The 2,157-nt window shown below is 42.8% G+C and carries 4 protein-coding genes; all 4 read right to left on the reverse strand.

The window, feature by feature from the left end:
- Window positions 1-212: 212 nt before the first annotated feature.
- On the reverse strand, window positions 213-506 hold the full coding sequence (locus tag A3OI_RS21535; protein WP_081622870.1) for a type II toxin-antitoxin system RelE/ParE family toxin: 294 nt from the start codon (window positions 504-506) through the stop codon (window positions 213-215).
- Window positions 507-728, reverse strand: coding sequence for an addiction module protein (locus A3OI_RS0103145; protein ID WP_018402890.1), 222 nt, complete (start codon window positions 726-728; stop codon window positions 507-509).
- Between the two features lie 148 nt (window positions 729-876).
- Complete coding sequence (locus A3OI_RS0103150) at window positions 877-1,236, reverse strand: hypothetical protein (protein ID WP_018402891.1); 360 nt, start codon at window positions 1,234-1,236, stop codon at window positions 877-879.
- Between the two features lie 102 nt (window positions 1,237-1,338).
- On the reverse strand, window positions 1,339-1,965 hold the full coding sequence (locus tag A3OI_RS0103155; protein WP_018402892.1) for a hypothetical protein: 627 nt from the start codon (window positions 1,963-1,965) through the stop codon (window positions 1,339-1,341).
- Window positions 1,966-2,157: the final 192 nt, after the last annotated feature.

A 2,157-nucleotide genomic window follows, 5' to 3' on the forward strand; every position in this document is an offset into this window, starting at 1 on the left:
CCGAAAATCAATGAGGAGCCTGTGCAGCTCAACGATTCCATGTCCGACCGGACTGAGGAACGTTGGCGCAAAATCAGAAGCCATCATTGGGGTAGAAGGAGGTAATCGGCCATCTTACTCTGAACGTTTTCGGGAAACGCCCTGTGCGGACCCGCATGCAGGGTGTTGTGGGGGCTGGGGGCTAGATACCCCCGGCTACCCGATTATATTTTTTATGATCTATCGTTCCAATAACCTGGTTGTCTACTGTTGTGCATTACTGCAACAACAAATACAGTGTTTTCGTTAGATTGATATATTACCGAGAAAGGGAATTTACTTAGAAGAAACCTACGAAATCCTTTTTGGAACTTAGGCCATGTATTTGGAAGCTCACGAACTGTTTGGAAACTTGATTCAAGTTCAGATAAATAGTCTTGACCTAAACCATCAGTTTGATTTTGATACCACTGATATGAAGACTTTATTTCTTTTGTAACATCGGGGTGAAACTCGATATCAAGCATTTATCTTGTGACCTCCTTTTTTATGCTTTCCCAAGAAACACCTTTCTTTGCTCCAGACTCAAGCTCAATAAATCTCTTTTGAGCAAGCTCCCCCCATGCCTTATCAACATTATCGTCATGTTTTAACTCTAACGAAGATATTAAACAATGGGCAACCAATGCCTTTTCATCAGAGCTTAATTTCCCAATGTTCTGAATTACTCGATTGAAAACTGCTGACATTTGACTACTCCTAAGGTTTATTGCTCTATTTTAGCATGGCACAGTCTTCAATTCACTTTCTTGAATATAACGCCAACAGCACGCGCGGTTGCGGAGTGGAGGCGAAGCCGCAACGCAGTAACCGTCGCCGTGACTGTGATTGTGATTGTTAGAGCTTGCTCTCATGTTCAACGATTTCTCGGACAATTTGTTCCAACCGCCTACTCGATAGGCTCCCTGGTTCATAGTGAGCGTCGTTTCCCGTTCCGGCCAGCGACGCGTTGAACAGTTCTATGATTTTTGCCTTTGTCCACCTCTTCTGCGTGGTAAGTGGACTTATTACTTCATGAGCAGGAAAAAAGCTCCAACCTTCTCCGGAAGAATCGATAACAATATACGACTCCTTGGCATCGAACGACGACTGATTGCAAAGACGACCGATCCTTTCTCCACTACGCGCACCCATGACTCTTTCGTCCGTTTCGATGAGAACCGGATATTTAGGCTTACGAAAAAGATACTGAATCACAATGGCTCAATTCCTATGACTGCTGCTCTAACGCCAACATAAGAGGCACGAGCGGAGCGGGGGAGCATCCCAGAGAGCGAAGCGAACGACTTAATGTTCTTGTTAGATTTCACCTGCGTTACGCAACTTTTCAAATATCACAAGATAATGATTAGCAATTAAATCAAAGACTGCTTTTAAATCAAGAATGGGAAAGTTCGCTATTTTTCCAAATGTCGACTGACCGATGGTTGCCAAATTTTTACCATGCGTATCAAAGCTAGTGATCCTATAAATGAAATACAAATAATCAAGACGTTCACCGCGATCATTTTTTACTTGAGCAAGCATGCTATTAACGTTAAGCGCATTAGGTAATGTTGCCCAAGAAGCATCTGCTGTTTCGAGCTTGTCTTTGTGAGGAAGCATTGGCTCATTGGTAAGCTTCAAATAGTCTTTTTTAAATGAATTTATTAGCTCTCCATACCTATCACCTTTCTTATTATCATCATCAAAAATGTATAGTAACCAAAAATAATTCTCTAACAGTGACCTAGATAAGACATGCGTGATATGACGTTCATCTACTTCGGCGCTAGTATCTAATTTGAAGGTAATTGCTTTTAGTGTTCCTACCATTGACCTAAAACGTATAGCCTCTTGAGCATAAAATGCATTAGGTCCAAGTTCACTCGCCACAGCTTTCAGCTCTGGTAGCTTTTTCTCGAGACTTTCGAAATGATTTGTCATAAGTTTCCTGTGAAATCTAACGCCTAGCATCAGCGGCAGTTAAAAGCAGAGCGTGGAACGAGAGGTGCTTTTAACTGTCCGCTGGATGCTTTTGTGTACGCCCAGCATGGGCATGAACTAATGGGGTGAAAGTCCCCTGTGGGAAGATCACCGTTCAGCCGGTTTTACCCGATTGAACGCTAACCACTAGCG

It is taken from the genome of Marinobacter gelidimuriae, from assembly GCF_000372805.1.
GTDB classification, from domain to species: Bacteria; Pseudomonadota; Gammaproteobacteria; order Pseudomonadales; family Oleiphilaceae; genus Marinobacter; species Marinobacter gelidimuriae.